Origin of the sequence: Nocardia sp. NPDC047038, assembly GCF_040644075.1 — a bacterium.
In the GTDB taxonomy this organism is placed as follows: Bacteria; Actinomycetota; Actinomycetes; order Mycobacteriales; family Mycobacteriaceae; genus Nocardia; species Nocardia sichangensis.
On the sequence record NZ_JBEYVQ010000024.1, the window covers coordinates 37,089 to 53,217 of the forward strand.

The following is a 16,129-nucleotide window of genomic DNA, read 5'->3' on the forward strand; positions in this document are numbered from 1 at the left end:
GATAGGAAGTCTCGTTGGCGTGGATGAGTGCGTCGGCTGCCGAGATCGCTGGAGCGGACTTGTTCGCCACCGTGTCCCGGGAGGATTTGTTGCCTGGTCTGGCCAAGGTAGCCAGGACAGGTTGGCGCGTGATGGACGACGCGGTGCTGCTCAAACGCTGGTACAAGAGCTATCACGGGAATCGGGCGGCGTTCGCCGGCTTGCTCGATTACGAGATCGCGGTCAATGGTCGTGGTATTTACGACCTCGATCTGGAGGTGTCGGGGGTGGAGCGTGTGCCAGCGTTGCTGCGGCGCGGAGCGGCCTTTGCGTGGGCGGCGTTGCACACCGCATGCCGGGACGTGCCGCGGTCGCGCCTTGCGGCCTATATCTCTGCTGCGCCCGTGTATGCGACGCCCGAGGTCTACACCGGGAACGTGACGTTCTGCGCGCTGCGGCCCGGGCTGCCGCCGTATGTCGGCCAGGATGCCGACCACATCGTCGTCGCGTTGTTCAGCGAAGATTGTGCACAGCCGCTGCCGGGAACGCCCCGGGGCTGGTTTCACTTCGCCAGATAGCGTCGCAACTGTGTGCGGTGCACTGTCCGAACTCGAGGAGTCGACCGCCCCACAGGCTCATGTGGGTTTTGTGTGTTGCGTTTTGGAGTGGGCGAGTCGGTAGCTGTCGGTGCCGGTTTGGATGATGGCTCCGCCGTAGGTGAGCCTGTCTACTATTGCGGCGCACAGGCGCGGGTCGGTGAAGGTTTTCGTCCATCCGGAGAAGGCTTCATTGGAGGCGATGGCGACGCTGTTCTTTTCTTCACGTTCGGTCAATACTTGGAACAGCAGTTCGGCGCCGCGTTTATCCAATTCCATATATCCGAGTTCGTCTATGCATAAAAGGTCGACGCGGCCGTAGCGGGCGATGGTTTTGGCGAGTTGTTTCTCGTCGGCGGCTTCGACGAGTTCGTTGACCAGCTTCGTGGCCAGGGTGTAGCGGACTCGGTAGCCTTTTTCGGCGGCGGCGGTGCCGAGCGCGATGAGTAGGTGTGATTTGCCGGTGCCGGAGTCGCCGATGAGGCACAGCGGTTCGCCTTTGCGGATCCAGTCCCCGGCGGCGAGAGTGTGGATGGTGGCGGCGTTGATGGCGGGGTTGGCGTCGAAGTCGAAGTCGCAGAGCCATTTCTGGCGGGGGAACCCGGCGGCTTTGACCCGGCGCAGGGTGGAGCGCCGGTCGCGGTCGTCGCATTCGGCCAGCAGCAACTCGGCCAGGAATCCTTGGTAGGTGAGTTGGTCGCGGCCCGCGGCGGTCAACGCTTCGTCCAGGACGGCGCGGACCGTGGGCAGCCGCAGCCGCCGGCAGGCTTGGTCAACGGCCGCTGCGGCGGCTTGTTCGGTGAGCCCGCGCCGCCGTCGCAGGGTGGTGGTGATCTGGGAGGGCGGGGTGGCTGGGCTCATGATGCGGTGCTCTTTTCGGTGTCGTCCGGATCGGTGGGTGCCGCGACGGGGGTGCGGCGGACCAGGAGATCGTCGTAGGCGGTGACGGTCGGCAGTGGTCTGGGGTCTGGGGGCAAACCGGCAATGATGGCGGCCGGATCCATCAGCCGCCGTTGGGTGAGGCTGACAACCCGCTGCTCACGCCGAACACCGTGACCGATGCGATGACGGCCGGTTGCGGCCCCACCGACGCTGCCGACAGCGCCGTGGCGGCGGGCTTCGACCGCGACGACGTCGGCGTTGACCGCGCCGACCTCGAGAGCGGCGATGATTCCGGCGACGACATCGGTTTCGGCAAGGCTGCGGTGCAGCAGCAGCACCTCGATCAGCTCGCGGGTGCCCTCGGCGTCGCCGTTGACGCGGCGGGCTGCCGCCCAGAACGCCTCGTGCGCCGCAGTGAACACTCCTGTGTCGCGGGCCTGGGCGAGTGCGGTCGAGCCGGGGAATGCGCCCGGCTTGATCTTCAGCACCTCGAGGTAGTGATCGAGTTGGACCGAGCAGCCGGTGCGGGCAGCGATGCGGCGATGGCGGGCAACGATTTTCGCGCCGTCGTAGATCACCAGCTGGGATGCCTGCAACGACACCCGCACCTTGCGGCCGATCAACCGGGCCGGGACCGAGTACTTCACCATCCGCACCGTCACCAGCGCCGAACGATCCACCCGCGGATGCAGGACCAATCCCGGATCGAACTCCTCGACCGGCAACGGCGCCAAAAGCGGCGCCTCGACCGCGAAGTCCTCGGCGATCGTGTTCACCCGCCCATCGATGCGCCGCTGCTGGTCGGCGATCTCCCACTCCCGGATCAGGTCGTTGAGCTCATCGAGGGAATCGACCACTGGCATCGGGGTCAATCGGTTACGGCGGAATCGGCCGACCTCGCCCTCGACGCCACCTTTCTCATGCGAACCGGCCAAACCCGGCTGGCAATAGAAAGGATCGATTCCGAAATACGAGCAGAACAACACCCAGCGCGGATTCTCCGCCCGCCTCCGGTCACTGCCATGCAATACCAGACGCACCGCGCTGGTCAGGTTGTCATAACGGATATGACGGGTCGGGACACCCCCGATCACGTTGAACGCTTCGATATGCCCTTCCAGGAACGCTTCCTGCCCCGCGGTCGGATACACACGATGAACCGCCCGCCCGGAATAGGCGAGCCAGAACACGAACATCTGGCAGCGGGTTTTCACCCCATTCAGCATCACCCAGACCTCACCGAAATCGACCTCGGCTTCCTGCCCGGGTAGTCGCTGCTGCGGAACGAACGCCTCGATCCGGCGCCCGGCCTCAAGGTCGATCTGCGCGCGCCGGATCCGCACATAGTCACGCACCGTCGAGTACGACAACTGCCTGGCACCGTGTTCCTCAACCAACCTGGCCAGAACCCGCCGGGCGGTATGGCGCTGTTTGCGCGGAGCGGTGGTGTCGGCAATGAGCATCGCGTCGATCGCGGGTTTGAACGCATCCAGCTTCGGCGCCCGCCTCGCCGGCACCTTCCGTGGCGGCGGCGCCGCGCCCGCCAATGCTTGACGCACCGTCCGCCGATGCACCTGATATCGACGAGCCAGCTCACGAATAGAAAGACCCTCGACACGAGCATCACGCCGAATGGCAGCAAACAACTCCACCCGACACTCCATCCCGGGCCCCTTCCACCAGCTCGAAAACGACCATGTCGAAATCGAGACTGAGGTGGGGCCAGATCAAACCGTCACAACCATGCCCGGCGCGTCGCAAGTGGGGCCAACTCAGACCGTCACACCGGGGCCAGATCAGGCTGCCACAGCCACCCGCGCCGCCGCGGCGTCCTGTTCGGCGATGTGCAACCGCCCAGTTAGATCACGGACCTGCGCTTCCAGCACGGCCACGTGCGCCTGCAGATCCTCTGATGCCATAGCCCGCCAGCCTACGCGGGAAGAGGTGATGTCTTCTTGCACTTCCCGGACAGCGCTCGCCAGTGCGTGTCGCCTCCGAGAAGAGAGAGAGAGAAGAGTCGGTGCCCGACGGGTGCGGCGGCAATCACCATCCAGGGAAGCCGACTGACGAAGTACCCCACCTAGGCGGAGTTGGTGGGGTACCGTCTACTTCTTTTCGTCGCCTTTGCTCGGCGGCAGGCTAGATGCTGCCGTGGTTCTCCACTGTCGCGACGTACTCGCCGGAGTTGTCGCCGTACTTGCCGGGCCAGTCGTTGTAGGCGACGATCACCTCGCCGTCCTCGAGTGCGCGGAAGGTCTGGGCGGAGCCCGCGGCAAACCATGGGCCCGAACCCACGCGCACGATCAACGTCCCGATCGGCGCTCCCGGCACCACACCTTCGGCCTTCATGTATGCCCCGGCGTACTTGCCGTCGATGTACCGGGTCCCATCAGGGTAGGTCGTGCTGCCTCGGCCGTAGGCCGCCCGCCCGCTGCCGGAGACGGTGAAGACATCGTCGCGGCTGACCGTCACGCCGGACTTCACCCCGTCCTCGGCCTTCGCGGGCACCGTGACAACGCTCGAGTTACTCATGGTGGCACCTCTCGATCGTTCCAGTATGTGACCCCGGAACTATAGCTACCTTTCGGCAAATAGAAGAGGTATCGGTGGACGGCGCGCTACAGGACCCGGCGCAGAGAAGGGGGTTGCCGTCGGCGAATCCTCCCCGGTGAAGGTCAGCGACTCTTTCACCAACTCCCCCACACTCCCTTGACGGTCAGAGGGCACACCAACCGGCGAAGGTCGCCGAGGTTGCGGGCGAGGCGGTCCATGGAGTGCACGATCGCAGGGTGGCTCCGTCGCGCGCGAGCAGCTGCTCCAGCTGCAGGCGTGCGGTGTCCTTCCCGGAGGCCTTGCCGACGAAGGTGCGCTCAAGATCGATCCGTCATCGAGCTGCCGCACTGCCTCCCGGCTCGGCTGGGCTGCTCGAGCGCCAGGGCGGTTGTCGGCGGGCCTCGCGGTCGTCGACGCCCGCAGGGCGTTCGAGGGGTTGCGGGACCCGTGTTTGCGGTCACCGCGATTACCGCCGCTGGTGGGTAACCGTTGGCTGTCGGATCGGTCGCCTCTGATGGGGCGGTCGTTACCGACGATCCACACCACTGGATGGGATGTAAGCCGATGATTGAACCGATCGACGATTTGCCTCGGCGCTGGTCAGCTGCCGAGGCGGGCACCCCAGCCGCGACAGGGCCCGGCTGTGGGGGTGATCGGCGCGGTCGTCACCTCGCCGTTGAGGGTGGTCATCGGGGTGATCCGGTGCGCTCAGACCCTCCGGGACCAGGCCGAGCAGAAGACCGGACCGGACCCCGCGGTCATGCGCGGGCGACTCGAGCAGATCGCCGAAGCCGCCGCCGTGGGCGAGTTGTCGCAGCAGCAAAAGCTCGCCGCTCAGCAACAAGTGTTCCTCCGGATGCAGCACTAACCGTTGTGAGGCCGAGGACTAAAATCTGATGCGTTCGAGTTCGGGCACTGGCCGTAACGTTGCAGGTTCGGTCGTGACGGCAGGGCCGGGCCTGCGGTGTCGTGAACCATCCCGTGTTCAGCGCACCCACGGGTGCATCCGGCGTCGCCGAGACTAGGACAGACGATCCACGACCTTCCGCCCGTTTCTCGCACACCCAAACCGACTGTATGACAGCGTTTTTCATGCATGCACGATGGAACGTGTTTCAAATAGTTTGGTGCGAAATAGTTTTCGTGCGCGAATGGGTTTCGCCGCGCCCGAGTCCTCACAACACCGGGGTGCGGCAACCGCGGATAGACAGCGGCCCCGACACCCTCATCAGCCGACTGGGAAGTGGCCGGGGTCGTTTCGCGTGGAGGCGGCTTCGCACTCGGTTTCGTGCTCGGAACCGAAATCTTCGCAGGTCGACAGGCATCGGATCACGGAGGGCGGTCGAGAGCTCTCCAGGATGTGACTTCGGCCCCGGTGCAAGCTTGGGTTCCGGGGGCCGAAGCGGTAGTGAGGCGAACTTCCTCGACGGGGTATCGAGGCCCCGACGACGTTACCCCCGCTCACCTGGGGTGACGGGCAGTTCGGGCGGGGGCTGTCGCGGCCGGTGGTAGATGCTTGACATGTTGGGGTCAAGTGGCAGGCTTCTGGGTGAGGTCGGGGTCTGAGCCGCCGCTCGGGCACTGGCCGTAACGCCGCAGGTTCGGCCGGGACGACAGGGCTGAGCCTGCGGTGTCGTGTTCACTGGTGAAGGTCAGCGACTCCGCTTCTTCGGTCGTCGGCCTGGTTACCGGTCGCTGTCGCGGCTGGTCAGTGACGTCAGCAGGGTCGCGATCTGGGTGCGCAGCTCTGCCAGGGACGCATCGCGGCGAAGTTCTCCCCGGTGGCCCGGCGGAAGTCGCTGCGTCTGCGCGCTGATCTCGGCCACGTCCCGATCCGCGTCACCGGCGAGCATCCGCGCGGCAGCGGCGTCCCGCTCCACGCTGCGCATCCGCCAGGTCAAGTCCGCCACTACCGCTCCAGCGCGATCAGACGCTCTTGCAGATCCTCGGTCATAGTTGCGCAGCCTACGTTCGCCGAACCCCCGCGAACGTGGTCGCCACCTGCCGCGTTCTGCCGTGTTCCGGTAGGATCGAAGGCGTCGCCCGGGTTAACTCGGCAGCCCCCCAATCGGGTGACCGGCAACGGCCCGGAACATCTCTCTCGGCTTCCAGGCCGTTGTCCTAGCAGTTCTTATCGGCCCCTCAGCGGCTACCCGAACTTCGTTGCTTCTTACGCAATGCAGAACCCCACTCACACTGCCGGATGCCAGTCGTCTGGCCAGCACCTCGGGCGCGCCTGATATCCGCCCCGGCTACCGCAACCTCGCCGCCAAATCGCACACCCTCTACTACCGCCCCACCGATGAGGGCGTCATCGACATCATCCGCATCCTGCATCAGCGCATGGACCTCGACCACCACCTCTGACCGGTCTGCGGTAGCGCGAACTGATCTCGAATCCGGCCGCGTGTGTGGTGCCCGCCGTCTCGGTGTGGTGAACGTAGCGGCTCCCCCGACCGGAACCCGGCGAGTTGGTGCGAGGTCTGTCAGTCGGGCAGCACCCACTCGTTGCCGCGGGTACGGTCCGCCAGCCGGGCACCCCGACCCGCACGGGTCTCCGCGACGATCTCACCCAAGCGATCGGTGCCCGCCGTAAGCTGTAATGGCCTGCCTTCTCTCCCAACGTTTCCCCGCACAGCTGCCTGTCGTGTGGTGGGTGTCAGGAGGCAGTGATGAGCGGATGGATCGGACGGGTCGCGGTGTGGGCCGCGCTCGGGCTGATGGGGTTGTCCTCGGCCGCGTCGTTTCTGTTCGGCCGCGAACTCGCCGAACTGGCGGGGATGCCGCTGTATCTGGGGGTCGCCGTAGTATCGGCCGAATTTCGGGCGGATATGGCGTAGCTGCCGGTCAGCGGGTGCGGGAAGCGCCGGGTCCGATCAGGCTGGTCAGTCGCGCATAGCCTGGAGTGAGGGTTTGAAGTAGGGGTTCCGGACTGACTGACTGGTGAAATCGCGCGAAAAGCAACGACAATGGCTTGACCAGCAGTGATGTCGGGTTTCCGGTTCGAGGTCCCCGACTGGCCGGAGAATCGGGCGGATTTGCCGTAGTCGCTGGTGTGGGCGGGTCTGGGGTTCAGGTTGTGGGCAGGTGGCGGTAGATGGTTTTGCGGGAGACGCTGAAGGTGTCGGCGATCTGGGTGACGGTGTATTTGCGGCTGCCGTGGTGGTCGAGTTCGTCGTACATCTCGCGGGCCTTGAGCACCTGCAGCTCTGTGAGCGCCGGGGGGTCGACCGCCGATACGGCCGCGGGCTTGTGCGGATTGCAGGCATTCGAGGGTTCCTTCGCTGATGAGGTCGGCGGTCATCTCGTCCATGGCGGCGATGACGTGGAACAGGAACCGCCCGGCGGGGGTGGTGGTGTCGATGCCTTGTTTGAGCACGATGAGGTCGATGCCGCGTTCGTCGAGTGCGGCGGCGAGTTCGGTCATGTGGGTACCGACCGGAATGGCCGTGACAGGCGGGTGATGACCAGTTCGTCACCGCGTCGTAGGTGTTCGAAGCATTTGTCCCATTCCGGGCGGCGGGCGAGTTTGCCGGAGGCCTTGTCCACCCAGATCCGTTCGCACCCGGCGGCGGTGAGGGCGTCGATCTGGGAGTCGTCTTTCTGTCCGCGGGTGGAGACTCGCGCGTATCCGAACCGTGCCATGCCCGCAACTGTCCCATAAAGGGCTGACATGCCAGGTTTTCGTCCCGTAGATTCCGCACACGAGTTATGACCCACCGGGGAGGTTCGCCGACCTGCGGATTCGTGGGTCGCTGCGGGTGAGGGTTCGTGTGGGTCGGAAACGTTCGTAGAGGCTTCAGGGCTGTGTCGTTGATGTTGAGCACGAGGGTTTCTGCTCCTGGGATTCGTGTGGTGGACGTGGTTACCTACAGCCCGTTCATCTCGCGGATTGGTTTGGAGGAGCTATGCATGTGGTGCGTGTGCTGTCCCCGATCTCACGGCGTGAGTCGTGGACGGTCCTCGGCGACGACGGGCCGGTGGCGCCGGTCGAGCGGTATCTGGCGTATCTGACCGATATCGAGCGATCACCGAATACGGTCAAGGCGTATGCGCATGATCTGAAGGACTGGTTCGTCTTCCTCGGTCGACGTGGCCTGGATTGGCGCGCGGTGCATTTGGAGGACGTCGCGGAATTTGTGTCCTGGCTGCGTCGCCCGCCGCTGGCCCGGAACGGGGCAGTAACCGTGCTACCGTCGGTGGAGCATCACTGCGCGGAATCGACGGTGAACAGAAAGCTTTCGGCGGTTAGCGCCTTCTACCAGCATGCCGCGCGCAGCGGCGTGGACCTGGCCGAATTGATGGTGACATGGCAGCCGGGCGGGCGGCGCGGAACCGGCTGGAAACCGTTTCTGCACCACATCACCAAAGGCGGGCCGCACGCACGGCGGGCGATCGCGCTGAACGCCCCGCGGAACCTTCCGCGAGTGCTGACCGCTAACGAGGTTCAGGCGATTCTCGACGCGTGTGGCCGGTTGCGGGACCGGTTTCTGTTCGCTCTGCTACACGAGACCGGGATGCGGGTCGGCGAGGCGCTGGGCCTGCGCCATGAGGACCTGGCCGCCGCGGAACGGGAGGTCGTGGTGGTGCCGCGTGACAACGACAACGGCGCACGAACGAAATCGCAACGGCGACGGTCTATTCCGGTCAGCGCCGAGCTGATCCGGCTCTACGCTGATTACCTGCACACCGAGTACGGGGACCTGGACTCGGACTATGTGTTCGTCAATCTCTGGGCCTCACCGCACGGACGGCCTTGGTCTTATCCGGCGGTCTATGACCTGGTTTGTCGACTGCGGCGGCGGACTGGCATCGACTTCGATCCGCATTGGTGTCGGCACACCGCCGCCACTCGGATGCTGCGCGATGGAGTGCCGATCGAGGTCGTGTCCAAGATCCTCGGGCACGCCGATCTGACCGTCACCTCGACTGTTTACGGGCATCTCACCGTTGAAGACGCTCGGCGGGTCCTGGAAAAGGCCGGCTGGTTCACCGGAAACGAGGTGACGCTGTGAATCCGACCGCCGAGGTCACCAGCATTACCGCGGCAAGCGGGGCACCGCGGCGCGGCTCGTCGACCAGCACCCGTCGGCACGACGACCCGTGGGCGGAGGAATACGGCCGCGACATCTGGGATCTGCGCCGCCTCGGAGCGCGCCGCCAACCCAGCCATCAGGCTTACCTCCGCTTCGACGTGATTCCCCAGCCTTGGCTGAAGAGCTGGCGAAGCGCTGGGCTCGGTGGCGGATATCGACCGGAAAAACCGCAGCAACAGCAGTACTGGGAACCAACGCCGTAACACAATTCGCCGTGTTCCTCGCCTCGCAACCGACTCCGGTCGCCCACTTGGAGAATATCGACAGGCTCCTGCTGGAACGCTATCTGGCCTTTCTGCACGCCACCTTCGGCGGGCGCGTCATGCATCGGCACCTGATCGGTCAGCTCAACCAGTTCCTGACCGCGATCCGTCAACATGACTGGGACACAACACTCCCGGTCAACGCCATGTTCTTCCCCGAGGACTACCCCAAAGAAGGTGAATGGCTGCCCCGCGCGCTGAGCGACCACGTCATGGCACAGCTCGAACACACCGACAACCTCGACCGCTGGACCATCCCCGCCTATCGGCTGGTGACCGTGATTCTCATGCGCGGCGGACTCCGGGTCATCGACGCACTCGGGCTAGCGGTCGACTGCGTGGTCCGCGACAGTAACGGCGCACCCTACCTGAGGTATTTCAACCACAAGATGCGCCGCGAAGCGCTCGTCCCGATCGACGACGAACTGGAACAGTCCATCGCACAACACCTGAAACAGTTGAAAGTCCAATGGCCGCAGGGTGTTCCCAGACTGTTCCCGAAACCTCGGAACAATGCCGACGGTCGGCTGCCTATGAGCGGATCGGCATACCGCCGCGCCCTGCAACGCTGGCTGGCCAGCTGCGCGATCCAGGACGAGCACGGTCAGCAAATCCGGATCACACCCCACCAATGGCGACACACCCTCGGGACGCAGCTGATCAACCGCGACGTCCCGCAAGAAGTCGTCCGGCGCATCCTCGATCACGACTCCCACATGATGACCGCCCGCTACGCGCGACTGTCCGACACGACCATCCGCCGGCACTGGGAATCGGCCCGCAAGGTCGGAAACGCCGGCCAGACAGTCACTCTCGATCCCGACGGCCCACTCGCCGAAGCGGCCTGGGCCAAGCAACGCGTCAGCCGAGCAACCCAAGCTCTTCCCAACGGATATTGCTCATTGCCACTGGTGAAGACCTGCCCGCACGCCAACGCTTGTTTGACGTGTCCGATGTTCGTCACGACCGCCGAATTCCTTCCCCAGCACCGACACCAACAGAAGCAGGTCATCGAGCTGATCTCATCAGCTGAGGCACGCGGTCAACAGAGGCTCGCCGAGATGAACCGGCAGGTGCTGGGCAACCTGACCAGCATCATCACCGCGCTCGAAACCGATCCTGACACAGCAGCGGAGGAAGCACCGAATGCGAGCTGATAACTCCAAGTATCTTCTCGCCACCGCCCGCCACCGGCACGAACTGGCCCGCAGCAAGGCAATCCGAGCCATCCGTGAACTCGATGCCGCTGGAGCGGCGGTGACGTTTCGGATCGTTGCCACCACGGCCGAGGTCTCGCGGTCCTGGCTCTACTCCCAGCCCGATATCCGAGACGAAGTCCAGCGACTTCGTGAGCTGAATCGCCGCGCACCGACCACATCACTGCCAGCACATCACCGCAGCAGCGATTCCTCCCTGGCCCGCCGCTTGGAACTCGCCAACGCCCGAAACCGCGAACTGACCGAGGACAACCATCGGCTACGTCAACAACTCGCCCAAGCTCTGGGGCAACTACGACATGCCGGCATTCGCCCCAGTTCAGAAGCCGCCGAACCGCCACCAGCCCACGGTCGGCATCGCAACTCCGCAACGATTGGCCCCTGCTAACCAACGCTTTTCACCTCAGTACTTGTTCGCCGGGGACACCGTCTCCGACGAACAAGGCCAGGTCAGAAGTCCACGACCACAGATAGCTCAAGATAACGATCGTTTCCGCCCACTCCGGCTGCGGTCGACTCCTCACCGTCCGGCACTCCAAACGTGGGATCAAGCGGGCAGCGACGCTTCACGTACCGGGTGACACGATTCTTACCTGCATCGTCGATGCGCGCTGCTTTCAACGCACGCTGTGTGGTTCCGTCAGCTCACGGATCCGGTGTCCTGCCTTGCGAGCCAAACCACTGGATGAGCTCGCGGCGATGGCACGCAGACAGGTGACTGCCTCATCACCACCGATAGCTGTGATCGCGTCGAGTGCAGCGCGCGAAGACTCTCCGACCCGCCACCCGCCCTCGAGGATCTGCTGACATAGTCGGCGCGCCGTGTCTGCATTCCCGACAAGGCCTTGCGCATGCAACACCCAGTTGTCACGGTGGGGGCAACCGGCCAACATCCAAGCCTCGTATAGGCCCCATGTGAACTCCGCGAGCGCCGTCGGATCCACCGTTTCCGCGACAACACGAACCCCGGCGTATTGCCATTCGGGGCGGCACATCGCCAGCATCGTGCAGAAGTCTTCCACCGCGGATTCCGGCAGCGCTGCGCTGCCGTCTGGTAGCAAGATGGCAGGAAGCAGGGCAGGGACGAGCCACGTCGGCAGTCGAGGAATCCGATGGGGCAGCGCAGACTGTATCGCATCGTCGCCTACCATCGCGGAGATGGCTGTGCGGCTCTGCTCGCCGTAATCTACTGCGGCGCTGTCGATTGCGCTGCGGTGACCAATTTGGGCAATAGTGTGGAGCGCGTGCTGTGCAAGCATGCGATCGCTGCCGTGCCGACTCAGCGCAATCGGAATCAGGTCTTCGACGGCCGTGTCGGCATGCCGTTGCCACCAAGCGACCGCGGCACGATTGGTCCGGCGGAACCCAAGGCAGCGCATCATCAGCACGGCTACACGACTGCCGTCGACGGGTTCCATGACCGGAGCCATCCGCAACGGATGTTGCGCCATCGTCGCAACGACCGCATCGAGGGTATCGGCACCGAACCTTCCCAAAATGCGTTGAAAAATCACCTGCGAGTGGACTGCTCGCGGGACTTTGAACTCTCGCAGGATCGGATGCGCGATGTCGTCGGATATCAGTGCGAGGACGAAGGGCTCCTGGTCGACGTCCTGCACTGAGCGACGGTAATCCTCGATGCTCCGGGCGCTGCTGACCACCTCGAGCATGTCGTGTTCATACCACCACCCCGTTGTTATCGGCATCGCAGCCCACCGCTCCCGTTCACCTGGCCGCCAGTCCAGCCGCAGCGGGCGGTCGGGGCGTTCTTCGAGGGAAAGGTGCTGTGCCCGCGAAGGTGCGCGACGCCAGGGCGGCGACGCCAGGACATCCGGCAGTTCGTGTGATTCGGCGTTGCGTAGATGTACGGATTGACCACACTGGTGAGCCGACGCATCGCTGATGAATTGCTGTACTCGACGTTCGAGCGCCCGAACGATATGAGCCGGCGCCCTCCGGGTGGGATCGGCTGACAGCAACCTCCTCGCACGGCGCGGGAACCGGCCTGCGGATCTGGACAGCGCACCGTACACCAACCCGTTGTCGGTGCGAGCCTGGAGCAGCTTTATCGCGACGTCGGTCGGAAACCGGGACAGCATGTCGGCGAGCTCGCGAGTGGACTGTAGGTCAGCGCCCCAACTGTAGGGTGCGTGAAGCCTGGCATCCAGCATCGCCGCGATGACGTCGGCGGCGGCGGGACCCACCTGGGTCGCGATGTTGTACCCATGACGAAAAAGGCGTGCTGGCTCGACCACTTCGGTGAGGCGAGTGAGTTGCTCAGCGGTGGTGGCGGAAGCGGCTAGAAGGGCAAGCGAATCCGAGGAATCAGACGGAACCGACTAAGCGCCGAAATCGTTGCTGTACCAGCGCAGCTGCTGCTCGGGCGGTGAGCTGCGCGACTTGTCGATCGGCATCTTGTCAAGATTTGCATCGATCCAGACCTGTTCGGTCGGAAGCAGGTACGACGTGGCGACCCGGACCCACAGGTCACCGATATGACCGGAAGCCCCTCGACCGCCGGCATCGCCGCGCAGCGTACCGAGGCGTTGGACGGCGGTCCGGTAATGCTCTTCGGATGCAGTCGCCAGGTGCGCCCGAACCCGCCGCAGCACGTTGTAGGCACGTAATGGTCCTGGTTCGTTCGGCTCGGGCGCGGTCAGATGGATAGGATTCCACGTACCGCCCTGGGATCCCGATACGACCGAACTCGACATTAGCACCCCGGACATCCACACAGCTGCTTCCGCCGCGAATTCGAGCCCGTACTCGGCCACCCACGTGTCAGCTAGACTGCGCGGCTCCGAGTGCACGAGTGCGCATACAACTGCTGCGCCTTTCGCGGATACGCGTGAATCGAGAAACCTGGCCCCCGCCTCGGAAAGCCAATACGCACCACGGCGGGGCGGGCACGCCAGAGCACCCTCGATCACCTGGCGATACCGGGCGAGCTCGGTGGGTGTAACAGGCGTTCGCGGCCGAGACGTCAACTGTCGTGCCGGGCCCAGCCCCCGAAAAGGCGCTGCCCTGGGCCACCATTTCGCCGGAACCGCCCACGAGTCCTCATCCAGCCGATCATGAGGTTCGGCCACACATCCTCCGATTTCGCCTACCAGGCACGACCATAATTGGCTCGGACACCACGACCTCCCAGCAATGGGAACCGATAGAGGTCTTGCGAGTTCTCTGCAACGCCCACCGTGGCTATGAGCCGGACGTGCCCGATTTCAACGCGAAGGGGTCCCGGGCAGTCGAAGTAAGCACCCGGCCACCGTGGATAACCATCTCCCGCGCCGTAGTCGACTTACCGCGCACCGGGAACCGCTGCCCGTCGCTCAAGGACAATGTGCCCGCACCGAACACCGTGGTCAGCGGAAGCCGCTGGTGGTAGTCGATAATCGCCAGGTTCGCCGCGCGCAGGGTCTCCTCCCGCACATACCATTCCGCCGTCCACGCCAGAATGTCGTAGGAGATGCCGCAGGCCTCCGCCATCCGGGTCAACCCCAGGTTCGTCGAGTGGGCCAGCACCACCGCGATGAGGTTGCGCTTCAGCTCCGGGTGCGGGTCTGTTTGCCGGAGGCGTGGGTGAAGCAGTCCAGGTCGCCGGTGCGTTTGTCCAGCTCGATCAACAGTGACACGATCGGCGCGAACGGCAGCATCTCGGTCAGCTCTGCCTTGAGTGAACCGCCTCCGCGGGAACGTCTTCGGCGGTCAGCGGCGAGATCACCAGATCCCCGCCCTCGTCCACGCGCACCGGGCCGTCCCCGCCGGCGAGCACCGCCTCCAGCTCTCCGACCGCCTCACACAGCTCGTCGGTCGCCGCGGCCAGGGCTTCGCCGGGGTCGGCGGGTTTGCCGACCAGGCGGCAGAACTCACTGCGCTGCGGCGTCCATTGCTCGGCGGTGAGTAGATACGCGGCCGGATCGGCGTAGCGGCGCGAGCCTGGCACGTACACGTCCCCGCTGCGCAGCCCATCCCGCAACCCCAGCAGCACGCACAACTCCCAGTAGTGCCGGTACGCGGTGACACTGCCCGATTCCGGGCCTGCTCGAGATAGCCGCGCCACTTCGTCGGCACGAACCCGGCCGGGGCCTCGTCGAACACCTTGCGGCGGCCAGTCGCATTCATCTCACGCAGCATGTCCACCGCAATCAGTGGCTCGGTGGCCGCGGTGCCGCCGGCGAACCGTACCGCGGACAACACCGCCGGGGTGAACTGCCGCAGATAGTTGTACGACGAATCCAGCGCGGCCAGATGCCCGTGATCACGCGGAAGACGGGGCTTGGCCTGCGCGATCGCCGCCCGCAACCGATCCCACCCGATCGCATCGCCCCGGATCAGACCGCCGATCTCCTCGTCGGTGATCTGCGGATCGGTGACGATTTCGAGGAGCTCGTCCAGCAGGGCTTGGCGGTCCTCGCCGGATTTGCCGCGCTCGGCCAGCTCGTGGCGCATGCGCCGCTCGGCCTGGCCGAACTTCGCCGAGATCGCCTGGTCGAACAGTGTCACCACCTCGTCGAGTACGTCGGTGGCCGATTGCGCCAGCACCGTCAACAGGATCGGATACCGGCGCTGCGGCTCTCGCCGTTCCAGGGCCTGCGGGGTCAGGCGGCGGCCCATCGTGGCCAGGAACCGGCGACGTTCGGCGGGCAGCACCGACATATCCAGCCGGTCCGCACCCAGACCGCGCAGAAACCCCAGCTTCTCGACCTCGGCCTTCACCGCCTGCGCGGAGGCCTCCACCGGGCCGGTCGACAGCCACCGCAACCGCGATACCCCGAGGGAGGGATCGGTGACCAGCAGCGTGTCCAGCTCCGTACAGCGCTCGGGTGTGAACTCGTGCGCGAGCCGGTCGTAGGTTTCGGTCTGGGCCTGGTGGCGGGCGTGTGCGACTCGTTCCACCACCGTGACCGGGCCCGGCCGGATCACCCGTGCCGAGATCAGGTACTCGCAAGCGAGCCGGAACAGCAGCGTTGGGGAATCGTGCTCCATCGCCCGCGCCAGCAGGAACTCGTCCAGCTCCTTCGACTCCAGCGGCCCGGCCGACAGCCAACCCAGATACTGAGCGGCCAGCCGCACATGCTCGGTGCGGGTCTTGGCACGCTTGCCGTACGAGCCGATCAGGACCGGATCCACCCGAAGCTGCTCGCCGAGCCGGGCCACCGCCACCGGCGGTGCCGTGGTCAACCGGTCCGGCACGAACCCCAGCCACGGCAGCGTGCACAACGCGATCGCCAGCCCCAACCGATCCGCCGGACCCCGGCCACGGCCCGGATCCACGAACGCCAGATCAGCCGGGGTCAGCGTGAAATACCGGAACAACTCCTCGCGGCTGATCTCCGGGAACCCCCGCAGACGCTCCAACTCCTCGTCCGCGAACACCCTCGTCGCCACGAACCCCGACCTCCAACACGCCGATCAATCCTCATCGGCAGCCAAGCCAAGCACCAACCACCCGGCCGCGCACCCCGAACGCGAAAACCCTGCTCTACCAGCCCACTACGCCGTATCCGCCCGAAATTCGGCCAATACTACGGCGACCCCTG

17 protein-coding genes and 3 pseudogenes are annotated in these 16,129 nt (G+C 65.1%); 8 read left to right on the forward strand and 12 right to left on the reverse strand.

Going from position 1 to position 16,129, the window contains the following annotated elements; all coding sequences use genetic code 11:
* The first annotated feature begins 59 nt into the window (after positions 1-59).
* Entirely contained in the window at positions 60-557 is a 498-nt protein-coding gene (locus tag ABZ824_RS36715) for a hypothetical protein (protein WP_356969141.1), read from the forward strand.
* Between the two features lie 57 nt (positions 558-614).
* Here the strand turns inward: ABZ824_RS36715 and istB are convergent, their stop codons facing one another.
* From istB to ABZ824_RS36740, 5 genes and pseudogenes are all read right to left on the reverse strand, one after another.
* A complete protein-coding gene (istB, locus tag ABZ824_RS36720) occupies positions 615-1,436 on the reverse strand; it encodes an IS21-like element helper ATPase IstB (protein WP_356969143.1) in 822 nt (273 codons plus the stop codon).
* The gene (istA, locus tag ABZ824_RS36725; RefSeq protein ID WP_356969145.1) at positions 1,433-3,121 is read right to left on the reverse strand and encodes an IS21 family transposase; all 1,689 of its coding nucleotides are present in this window, start codon (positions 3,119-3,121) and stop codon (positions 1,433-1,435) included. Before istA ends, istB begins: the two co-directional genes overlap by 4 nt.
* Before the next feature lie 132 nt (positions 3,122-3,253).
* Positions 3,254-3,376, reverse strand: a complete 123-nt coding sequence (locus ABZ824_RS36730) for a hypothetical protein (protein ID WP_356969147.1) — start codon at positions 3,374-3,376, stop codon at positions 3,254-3,256.
* A gap of 220 nt (positions 3,377-3,596) precedes the next feature.
* On the reverse strand, positions 3,597-3,989 hold the full coding sequence (locus ABZ824_RS36735) for a LecA/PA-IL family lectin (protein ID WP_356969148.1): 393 nt from the start codon (positions 3,987-3,989) through the stop codon (positions 3,597-3,599).
* Between the two features lie 114 nt (positions 3,990-4,103).
* Positions 4,104-4,341 (reverse strand): annotated as a pseudogene (locus ABZ824_RS36740) (recombinase family protein); the annotation flags it as partial.
* 318 nt (positions 4,342-4,659) lie between these two features.
* On the opposite strand from ABZ824_RS36740, the gene ABZ824_RS36745 reads away from it, so the two are divergent.
* On the forward strand, positions 4,660-4,878 hold the full coding sequence (locus tag ABZ824_RS36745; RefSeq protein WP_356969150.1) for a gas vesicle protein G: 219 nt from the start codon (positions 4,660-4,662) through the stop codon (positions 4,876-4,878).
* Positions 4,879-5,695: 817 nt separating this feature from the next.
* Here ABZ824_RS36745 and ABZ824_RS36750 read toward each other — a convergent pair.
* Complete coding sequence (locus ABZ824_RS36750; RefSeq protein ID WP_356969152.1) at positions 5,696-5,920, reverse strand: hypothetical protein; 225 nt, start codon at positions 5,918-5,920, stop codon at positions 5,696-5,698.
* Between the two features lie 253 nt (positions 5,921-6,173).
* On the opposite strand from ABZ824_RS36750, the gene ABZ824_RS36755 reads away from it, so the two are divergent.
* Together ABZ824_RS36755 and ABZ824_RS36760 are read left to right on the forward strand one after the other, a co-directional pair.
* The gene (locus ABZ824_RS36755; protein ID WP_356969154.1) at positions 6,174-6,377 is read left to right on the forward strand and encodes a type II toxin-antitoxin system RelE/ParE family toxin; all 204 of its coding nucleotides are present in this window, start codon (positions 6,174-6,176) and stop codon (positions 6,375-6,377) included.
* A 305-nt stretch (positions 6,378-6,682) separates the two neighbouring features.
* Positions 6,683-6,850, forward strand: coding sequence for a hypothetical protein (locus ABZ824_RS36760; protein ID WP_356969155.1), 168 nt, complete (start codon positions 6,683-6,685; stop codon positions 6,848-6,850).
* Positions 6,851-7,082: 232 nt separating this feature from the next.
* On the opposite strand, the gene ABZ824_RS36765 is transcribed toward ABZ824_RS36760, so the two are convergent.
* The 3 genes and pseudogenes from ABZ824_RS36765 to ABZ824_RS36775 form a co-directional block, all read right to left on the reverse strand.
* The gene (locus ABZ824_RS36765) at positions 7,083-7,211 is read right to left on the reverse strand and encodes a helix-turn-helix domain-containing protein (protein ID WP_356969157.1); all 129 of its coding nucleotides are present in this window, start codon (positions 7,209-7,211) and stop codon (positions 7,083-7,085) included.
* Between the two features lie 97 nt (positions 7,212-7,308).
* Positions 7,309-7,437, reverse strand: a pseudogene (locus ABZ824_RS36770) (recombinase family protein); the annotation flags it as partial.
* The gene (locus ABZ824_RS36775) at positions 7,434-7,655 is read right to left on the reverse strand and encodes a recombinase family protein (protein ID WP_356969159.1); all 222 of its coding nucleotides are present in this window, start codon (positions 7,653-7,655) and stop codon (positions 7,434-7,436) included. The gene ABZ824_RS36775 and the pseudogene ABZ824_RS36770, both read right to left, overlap by 4 nt.
* 263 nt (positions 7,656-7,918) lie before the next feature.
* Between ABZ824_RS36775 and ABZ824_RS36780 the strand changes: the two genes are divergently transcribed.
* Genes ABZ824_RS36780 through ABZ824_RS36795 form a run of 4 tightly spaced genes read left to right on the forward strand, consistent with a single transcriptional unit; the run spans position 7,919 to position 10,974 of the window.
* Positions 7,919-9,025, forward strand: coding sequence for a site-specific integrase (locus ABZ824_RS36780; protein WP_356969161.1), 1,107 nt, complete (start codon positions 7,919-7,921; stop codon positions 9,023-9,025).
* Positions 9,022-9,309 (forward strand): hypothetical protein, encoded by a 288-nt coding sequence (locus ABZ824_RS36785; protein ID WP_356969163.1) that lies wholly within the window; start codon positions 9,022-9,024, stop codon positions 9,307-9,309. The genes ABZ824_RS36780 and ABZ824_RS36785 overlap by 4 nt, the downstream gene beginning before the upstream one ends.
* Before the next feature lie 47 nt (positions 9,310-9,356).
* The gene (locus tag ABZ824_RS36790; RefSeq protein WP_356969165.1) at positions 9,357-10,526 is read left to right on the forward strand and encodes a site-specific integrase; all 1,170 of its coding nucleotides are present in this window, start codon (positions 9,357-9,359) and stop codon (positions 10,524-10,526) included.
* Positions 10,516-10,974 (forward strand): DUF6262 family protein, encoded by a 459-nt coding sequence (locus ABZ824_RS36795; protein WP_356969167.1) that lies wholly within the window; start codon positions 10,516-10,518, stop codon positions 10,972-10,974. Before ABZ824_RS36790 ends, ABZ824_RS36795 begins: the two co-directional genes overlap by 11 nt.
* Positions 10,975-11,203: 229 nt before the next feature.
* Here ABZ824_RS36795 and ABZ824_RS36800 read toward each other — a convergent pair whose 3' ends face one another.
* The 3 genes and pseudogenes from ABZ824_RS36800 to ABZ824_RS36810 form a co-directional block, all read right to left on the reverse strand.
* On the reverse strand, positions 11,204-12,841 hold the full coding sequence (locus tag ABZ824_RS36800) for a hypothetical protein (protein ID WP_356969169.1): 1,638 nt from the start codon (positions 12,839-12,841) through the stop codon (positions 11,204-11,206).
* Positions 12,842-12,925: 84 nt separating this feature from the next.
* The gene (locus ABZ824_RS36805) at positions 12,926-13,360 is read right to left on the reverse strand and encodes a hypothetical protein (protein WP_356969170.1); all 435 of its coding nucleotides are present in this window, start codon (positions 13,358-13,360) and stop codon (positions 12,926-12,928) included.
* Between the two features lie 511 nt (positions 13,361-13,871).
* Positions 13,872-15,977 (reverse strand): annotated as a pseudogene (locus ABZ824_RS36810) (DUF4158 domain-containing protein); the annotation flags it as partial.
* Between the last annotated feature and the right edge of the window lie 152 nt (positions 15,978-16,129).

What these genes read in the sequence shown, in the direction of transcription:
- ABZ824_RS36775 (WP_356969159.1), bottom strand. Translation starts at nt 7,655, where the DNA reads ATGGCACGGTTCGGATACGCGCGAGTCTCCACCCGCGGACAGAAAGAC.
- ABZ824_RS36795 (WP_356969167.1), top strand. Translation starts at nt 10,516, where the DNA reads ATGCGAGCTGATAACTCCAAGTATCTTCTCGCCACCGCCCGCCACCGG.
- istA (WP_356969145.1), bottom strand. Translation starts at nt 3,121, where the DNA reads ATGGAGTGTCGGGTGGAGTTGTTTGCTGCCATTCGGCGTGATGCTCGT.
- ABZ824_RS36780 (WP_356969161.1), top strand. Translation starts at nt 7,919, where the DNA reads ATGCATGTGGTGCGTGTGCTGTCCCCGATCTCACGGCGTGAGTCGTGG.
- ABZ824_RS36760 (WP_356969155.1), top strand. Translation starts at nt 6,683, where the DNA reads ATGAGCGGATGGATCGGACGGGTCGCGGTGTGGGCCGCGCTCGGGCTG.
- ABZ824_RS36730 (WP_356969147.1), bottom strand. Translation starts at nt 3,376, where the DNA reads ATGGCATCAGAGGATCTGCAGGCGCACGTGGCCGTGCTGGAAGCGCAG.
- istB (WP_356969143.1), bottom strand. Translation starts at nt 1,436, where the DNA reads ATGAGCCCAGCCACCCCGCCCTCCCAGATCACCACCACCCTGCGACGG.
- ABZ824_RS36735 (WP_356969148.1), bottom strand. Translation starts at nt 3,989, where the DNA reads ATGAGTAACTCGAGCGTTGTCACGGTGCCCGCGAAGGCCGAGGACGGG.